The organism is Caballeronia sp. BR00000012568055, from assembly GCF_029439455.1.
Taxonomy (GTDB): domain Bacteria; phylum Pseudomonadota; class Gammaproteobacteria; order Burkholderiales; family Burkholderiaceae; genus Caballeronia.
Genome location: NZ_JAQFVG010000067.1, coordinates 1 through 5,941, shown reverse-complemented (window position 1 = coordinate 5,941; position 5,941 = coordinate 1). Strand labels below are relative to the sequence as shown.

Genomic DNA, 5,941 nt, shown 5'->3' with positions numbered 1-5,941 from the left:
ATCGTTCAGCGAGAAGATGAGCAAGAAGAAGGACGATGCGCCGAGTGCAAGCGCGTCGGTGCAACCGGGGGAGCACTGATATGCGCGCGCCCCTTCATGTGCCGGCTCTTCTTGCTTTGCTGATGCTCGGCGGCTGTCTGCTCGGGCCGAATTACGAGCGGCCGAAAGTGGACGTGCCCGCTGACTTTCGCTTCGCCGAACCACAGGCGAAGGAGATTGCGAATACGCCGTGGTGGCAGCAGTTCAACGATCCTGCACTGAACGATCTCATCGATATCGCGTTGCAGGAAAACAAGGACGTGAAGGTTGCGGCGGCGCGTGTCGATCAGTTTCTCGGACAGTTTCAAACTACGCGTTCGCAGCTCTTTCCGCAGATCGGCGCGAATGCCAGCGCGGGACGTGAACGCGTGCCGACCGGATCGACGATTCTGCCGCCGGGCGTTGGCAATGTGGTGAATCAGTATCAGCTTGCGTTGAATGCGTCGTGGGAAATCGATGTATTTGGGCGCTTGCGGCGTGAGACCGAAGCGGCGCGCGCGAACCTGCTGTCGAGCGAAGAAGGGCGGCGCGCGACGATTCTCTCGCTGGTGGCATCGGTGGCATCGACTTATATCAATCTCGTGTCGCTGGACAGGCAGATGGAGATTGCGAATCAGACGGTGCGCAGCCGTGAGGAATCGGTCAAAGTGTTCAATCTGCGCTTTACATACGGTGAAGTTTCGCAGATGGAACTGGCGCAGGCGCAGTCCGAATATGAGGCTGCGCTCGCGACCATTCCGCAACTCGAACAGCAGATCGCCACGCAGGAAAACGCAATGTCGATCCTGCTCGGACGCAATCCGCAGCCCATCAAACGCGATCGCGAACTCGACGATCTTGCGACACCGCAAGTGCCTGCGGGATTGCCCTCCGATCTGCTTACGCGAAGGCCCGATTTGCGGCAGGCCGAACAGGATCTGATCGCAGCGAATGCGCAGATTGGCGCGGCACGTGCGCTGTATTTTCCGCAGATATCGCTGACGGGACTGTTCGGTGCGCAAAGCACGCAATTCTCGCAACTCTTCAAGGGACCGTCGCGTGTGTGGTCGTTCGCAGGCGCGGTGACGCAGCCGATCTTTACGGCGGGCGGTATCAGCGGTCAGGTGAAGGCGGCGGAGGCCGCGCAGCAACAAGCATTATTTACGTATGAAAAGGCCATACAGGTTGCGTTTCAGGACGTGGACGACTCTCTCATCACGCTGCAGAAAACGCGCCAAGCACGCGACGTGCAGGGCCGTCAGGTCGATGCGCTGCGCACGTACGCACATCTCGCGCGGCTGCGTTACGAGGGCGGTTATTCGAGCTACCTCGAAGTGCTCGATGCGGAGCGCAGCCTGTTTCAGTCGCAACTTTCTTATACGCAGACGCAGGGCGCGGCGCTTGCATCGGTGGTATCGCTATACAAGGCGATGGGCGGCGGCTGGGTCACGGATGCGGAGCAAAAGACCGCGGTGGTCTACGGCGAGAACGGCGCGCCTGCGCCTGCGTCGGCTTCGGAGAAGGCAGCATCGCCATGATCGCGCGATTGATTGCCTGCCACGAATGCGATCTGTTGCAGCGGGAAACCGCGCTGCGCATCGGCGGTTCTGCGCGTTGTGCGCGTTGCGGGGCGCAGCTTTATCGCAATCGTCCGGATGGATTGAATCGTGCGCTCGCATGCACGCTCGGCGGATTGGTGATGTTTGGCATTGCTAACGCATTTCCTATTGTGGGTCTGGATGTCAGCGGTAATCTTGTTGAAACTACCTTGCTTGGCGCGGTAAAGATGCTGTATTCGCAAGGCGTCTGGCCGCTCGCGGGACTCGTCTTAGCGACTTCGTTTCTGATGCCGCTCGCTGAAATGTGCGCGATGGTTTATCTGCTGTTGCCGCTTACGATGAACCGTGTGCCGCGTGGCGGACGTGCTGCGTTTCGCGCATTGCACGCTGTGCGTCCGTGGGGCATGACGGAAGTGCTGATACTCGGCTTTCTCGTTGCATTGGTGAAGCTCGCGGCCATTGCCAAGGTCGTGCCGGGACTATCCCTGTTTGCGTTCGGTGCGGTGATGCTGCTTATCTCTGGCGCCTCCGCATCGTTCGATCCGCGTGTGGCATGGGCGCGTATCGAGCCACGCCGATCATCGTTCGATCTGAACGTTCACGCGAAAACGGCTGCAAAAGCGGGACTTTTCGTGTGTCACGATTGCGCGCTCATCTCGAAGGCATCGCCGCACGCGCACGCGGGACGTTGTCCGCGTTGTCATTCGATGCTGCATTTCCGCAAGCCGAATTCCATCTCACGTACATGGGCGTTGCTGATCGCCGCGATGGTCTTGTATATCCCCGCGAACGTGCTGCCGGTGATGAACACGAGTTCGCTGTTCGGCGTCGAGAAGGACACCATCATGAGCGGCGTGGCTTATTTATGGACCTCGGGCTCGTGGCCGCTTGCGGTGCTCGTGTTTATCGCCAGCATCGCGGTGCCGATGCTCAAGATCATCGCGCTGACCTTGTTGGTGCTGAGTACGCAGATGCGCGCGCGCTGGCTACCGGTGCGGCGTACGCGTATCTATCGCATCGTCGAGTTCGTCGGACGCTGGTCCATGCTCGATATCTACGTCATCACCGTGCTCGTCGCGCTGGTTCAGTTCAATGCGCTCGCGACCATTCATGCGGGCGCGGCCGCCATCGCATTCGGCGCGGTCGTCGTCCTGACGATGCTTGCAGCGATGGCTTTCGATCCCCGCCTCATCTGGGATGCAGCAGAGGACGACCATGCCTGAAGAGCAAGATCGAGACTTCCCCGAAGCTTTGCCCGCGCGCCGCTCGCGATTCGGCTTTTCGCTGATCTGGCTGGTGCCGCTGATCGCCGTGTTGATCGGCGGATGGCTCGCGGCGCAGGCCATCTTGCAGAAAGGGCCGACCATCACCATCAGCTTCAAGACCGGCGAAGGGCTGGAGGCGGGCAAGACCAAGATTAAATACAAGGACGTGGATATCGGCACGGTGAAGAGTGTGGTGTTGTCGCCGGATCATAAACGCGTGATTGCAAGCGCGGATCTCGCAAAGGATGCCAGCGATATGCTCGTTGACGATACGCGCTTCTGGGTCGTGCGCCCGCGCATTTCGGGCGGCACGGTGTCGGGGCTGGGCACGTTGCTCGCGGGGTCGTATATCGGTATGGATCTGGGCGTGAAGAAGGCGACGCGGCATGATTTCACGGGCCTCGAATCGCCACCCGTGATTACCGCTGATGTGCCAGGCCGCGACTTCGTACTCAAGAGCGACACGATGGGTTCGCTCGCTGTCGGCGCACCGATCTATTTTCGCCGCTTGCAAGTGGGACAGATTACATCCTATGAACTCGATGCCGACGGCATGGGCGTCACGCTGCATATCTTCATCAACGCGCCTTACGACAAATACGTGAAGCTCAACACGCGCTTCTGGCAGGCAAGCGGCGTAGACGTGAAGCTCGATTCGACCGGCGTGAAGATGGATACGGAGTCCTTGATATCGATACTGGTGGGCGGTCTTGCATTCGAGACGCCCGCGCCGAACCCGGGCATGACCGACATATCCACCGCCGAGGACGCGAAGGAAGCGCCCGAGCAATCCGTGTTCAATCTGTTCGCTACGCGCATCGAGGCAATGAAGCGGCATGACCGTATCGTCGATTCATATGTGTTCAATTTCAAGGAGTCGGTGCGAGGTCTATCGGTCGGCGCGGAAGTCGATTTTCGCGGCATCGTGCTGGGAGAAGTCACTGCCATCTACACGCGCTACGACCCGGCCACAAAAGAATTCAGCATACCGGTGCGGGTGAACTTCTATCCCGAACGCTTTTCGATGCGAGCCGAATCGGGCACGAATGCCGGCCGTCTTGTGGATGACAGACGTAAGCTTGTCGAGTGGATGGTCGAACATGGCTTCAGAGGCCAGCTTCGTACGGGAAGCATATTGACGGGGCAAAAGTATATTGCGGTGGACTTCTTCCAAAACGTGCCGAAGGCGAAGGTCGTTTGGAATGCGGACCCGCCGGAACTTCCCACCGCAACGGGCGGGCTGCAATCGCTGCAGGATTCGATTCAGGCGCTCGTAACGAAGCTCAATAAGCTGCCGTTCGATAGCATCGGACAGAATCTGAATGACACGCTCAAGCAAGCGCGTGCGCTTGTCTCTACGCTCGATACGCAGATCGCGCCGCAGGCAGGCGCCACACTCGCCGCCGCGCGTGATGCGCTGAATACCACCACTCGCATGATGCAGGCGGACTCGCCCTTGCAGGCGAATGCTGCCGAGACCATGAAAGAACTGTCGCGCACCGCCGCTGCGTTCCGCAATCTCGCGGAGTATCTGGAGCAGCATCCGGAAGCACTATTGCGCGGCAAGCCGGAGGATAAAAAGTGATGCGTCTTTCAGGTGTGTTCTTGTTGATCGCGCTGGCGGCATGCGGCAGTTCGCCTACGTCATCGTTCTATACGCTGAGTCCCGACACCACGCTCGAACGTCTTTCAACGACTGTGCCTTTGCGCGTGAGTGTGGGTCCGGTGACCGTGCCCGAACTCGTCGATAAACCGCAGATCGTCACGCGTCGTGCGCCCAATGAAGTGTCGATCAACGAGTTTGCGCGCTGGGGTGAACCGGTTAAAGAAAACATCGCGCGTACGCTGGCGGCGGATATGTCGCGCTTGCTGGGATCGGACAATGTGTCGATCTATCCGCAAGGCGCAGACGTCAAAGCCTATGCCGTGCGAGTCGATGTGATGCGCTTCGATTCAACGCCCGCCGATTCGGTGACGCTGGACGCACTCTGGACCATACGCGCACCGGATGGCGCATCACGCTTCGACGGCCACACTGTCGTGCACAAACAAACTACCGGCGATGGCTTCGATGCGATTGCAGCGGCGCATAGCCGTGCAGTGTCGGAGATGAGCAAACAGATTGCAGCTGCGATCGTGCAGATGAGACATTGATTGGGATATCGAATGGTCGTTCGTGGAGCAGGATAGTTTCGGCAAGGGAATAGATTTCGAGGTCGATGGGTTAACCAATCGAAGCCGCCGCGTTCATGCAAAGCATCGAACCAGAGCGGTGAGACTTACGGATCGCATGCGGTCCGATCAACCTGTCACTCGGAGTATCGACATCATGAAGACCATTGCCAAAGGTTCTCGTCTCGTTCGCTATCGCTGTATCGCCTGCGCTTGCATTTGCTCAAAGCCAGAACGCGCCATTGACGCGCGCGCAAGTCAAAGCGGAACTCGCAGAACTCCAACGCGCAGGCTATTCCACTGCTTCCGGCGATGACGCCAACTATCCTCAAGACATTCAGGCCGCTGAGGCCAAGGTCGCTGCGCAACACGAGATGGCTCAAGCCAATCCGGCCAATCAAGCCAATCAAGCATATGGCGGCACGCACGCGGGCGCAGAGGCATCGGGCACGATGCAGCACAATTCCTGGAAGCCTTCGAAGTCGATGGACAACGCATGCGTCGGCCCGGTGGAATTTTGCGTGCCTTACTTTGGCAGCTGAGTTCGGCAGCTGAGTTCGGTCGCTAAACCGGTCGCTAAGCGAAAGCTTGCTTTTCTTAGCAGCTTCGGATATTTGGCTAAGCGCGCTTAAGTTTTAGGCAAAAAAATTCCCTAAAAATAATTTGCGAAAGGGGGTTGACCAGGCGTTCATCCGCCAGTCATAATTCGCCTCCCGTTGAATGACGGCGCGCAAGAAACGAAGCGAAAACGCTAAGAAATCTTGGGCAATTGCTCTTTAAAAACTAACAGTCGATAAGTGTGGGCGCTTGATGCGGGTGCGGCCGGTCTTTGGATCGGTAATAGCAAAAGTATCAAGAGTCTCACACGAAGTATCAGAGGAAGGTTTATCCATCTTTGGATGGATTAATCATCGTCAGTACGTTGAG

Annotated in this window: 5 protein-coding genes; all 5 read left to right on the top strand. The window is 58.2% G+C overall.

The annotated features are described in order from the left end of the window. Positions 1-80: 80 nt before the first annotated feature. The 5 genes from P7F28_RS04535 (at position 81) to P7F28_RS04515 (ending at position 5,556) form a co-directional block, all read left to right on the top strand. Entirely contained in the window at positions 81-1,556 is a 1,476-nt protein-coding gene (locus P7F28_RS04535) for an efflux transporter outer membrane subunit (protein ID WP_277183246.1), read from the top strand. Continuing rightward, positions 1,553-2,800, top strand: a complete 1,248-nt coding sequence (locus P7F28_RS04530; RefSeq protein ID WP_277183245.1) for a paraquat-inducible protein A — start codon at positions 1,553-1,555, stop codon at positions 2,798-2,800. The genes P7F28_RS04535 and P7F28_RS04530 overlap by 4 nt, the downstream gene beginning before the upstream one ends. Then, positions 2,793-4,427, top strand: coding sequence for an intermembrane transport protein PqiB (locus P7F28_RS04525; protein ID WP_277183244.1), 1,635 nt, complete (start codon positions 2,793-2,795; stop codon positions 4,425-4,427). Before P7F28_RS04530 ends, P7F28_RS04525 begins: the two co-directional genes overlap by 8 nt. Continuing rightward, on the top strand, positions 4,427-4,996 hold the full coding sequence (locus P7F28_RS04520; protein WP_277183247.1) for a membrane integrity-associated transporter subunit PqiC: 570 nt from the start codon (positions 4,427-4,429) through the stop codon (positions 4,994-4,996). Before P7F28_RS04525 ends, P7F28_RS04520 begins: the two co-directional genes overlap by 1 nt. Before the next feature lie 185 nt (positions 4,997-5,181). After that, positions 5,182-5,556, top strand: coding sequence for a DUF4148 domain-containing protein (locus P7F28_RS04515; RefSeq protein WP_277183243.1), 375 nt, complete (start codon positions 5,182-5,184; stop codon positions 5,554-5,556). Positions 5,557-5,941: the final 385 nt, after the last annotated feature.

Coding starts and splice junctions, on each gene's coding strand:
- P7F28_RS04535 (WP_277183246.1), top strand. CDS start 81: ATGCGCGCGCCCCTTCATGTGCCGGCTCTTCTTGCTTTGCTGATGCTC.
- P7F28_RS04530 (WP_277183245.1), top strand. CDS start 1,553: ATGATCGCGCGATTGATTGCCTGCCACGAATGCGATCTGTTGCAGCGG.
- P7F28_RS04525 (WP_277183244.1), top strand. CDS start 2,793: ATGCCTGAAGAGCAAGATCGAGACTTCCCCGAAGCTTTGCCCGCGCGC.
- P7F28_RS04520 (WP_277183247.1), top strand. CDS start 4,427: ATGCGTCTTTCAGGTGTGTTCTTGTTGATCGCGCTGGCGGCATGCGGC.